Origin of the sequence: Acrocarpospora corrugata (genome assembly GCF_009687845.1) — a bacterium.
GTDB lineage: Bacteria > Actinomycetota > Actinomycetes > Streptosporangiales > Streptosporangiaceae > Acrocarpospora > Acrocarpospora corrugata.
Map to the genome: position 1 here is coordinate 1 of NZ_BLAD01000025.1, position 900 is coordinate 900.

The 900-nt window shown below is 73.0% G+C and carries 1 protein-coding gene; it reads left to right on the plus strand.

Annotated elements, in window-relative coordinates; all coding sequences use genetic code 11:
- Positions 1-161 precede the first annotated feature (161 nt).
- Positions 162-900, plus strand: a 739-nt coding sequence (locus Acor_RS00155) for a coenzyme F420-0:L-glutamate ligase (protein ID WP_155334416.1), incomplete at its 3' end; no start/stop codon positions are given.

Sequence of the window (900 nt, forward strand, 5' to 3'; positions counted from 1 at the left end):
GGCGGGGCGGCACGGCGGCACGGCGGCACGGCGGCACGGCGGCACGGCGGCACGGCGGCACGGCGGCACGGCGGCACGGCGGCAACTGGATGATCGGTGCCGGGTGCCGGCGAATGGTCTCCGGTGTCGCCGACGAACACGAGTCTTGAGGACGAGGAACGATGATTCAGATTGAGGGCATTGAGGGTCTTCCGGAGGTTGTGCCCGGGGACGACATCGCCGCGTTGGTGGCCGGTGCCGGAGTGGAGATCATCGACGGGGACATCCTGGTGGTCACGTCGAAGATCGTGAGCAAGGCCGAAGGGCGGGTGCGGAAGGGCGACAGCCGTGCCGAGGCCATCGCGGAGGAGACCGAGCGGGTGGTGGCACGGCGGGGGGATCTGGTCATCGCGCAGACCCGGCAGGGGTTCGTGATGGCCGCCGCCGGGGTGGACGCCTCCAACACCGAACCGGGGACGATCCTGCTGCTACCCGAGGACGCAGACGCCTCCGCCCGCCGCATCCGGGCCGGCCTCCGCGACCGCCTCGGCGCCGACGTCGGCGTGATCGTCTCCGACACCTTCGGCCGCCCCTGGCGCCACGGCCTCACCGACCTGGCGATCGGCGCCGCCGGAGTCCGCCCCCTCGACGACTACCGCGGCCAGTCCGACCCCTACGGCAACCCTCTCAACGCCACCGTCACCGCCCTGATCGACGAGATCGCCGCCGCCGCCGAACTGGCCAAGGGCAAACTCGCCGGAGTCCCCGTCGCCATCGTCCGCGGCCTCGCCCACCTGATCACCGCCCCCGACGGCCCCGGCGTCACCGCCCTCCTCCGCCCCGCCGACGAGGACCTCTTCCGCCACGGCTCCGCCGACGTCATCTACGCCCGCCGCACCATCCGCGAGTTCTCCCCCACCC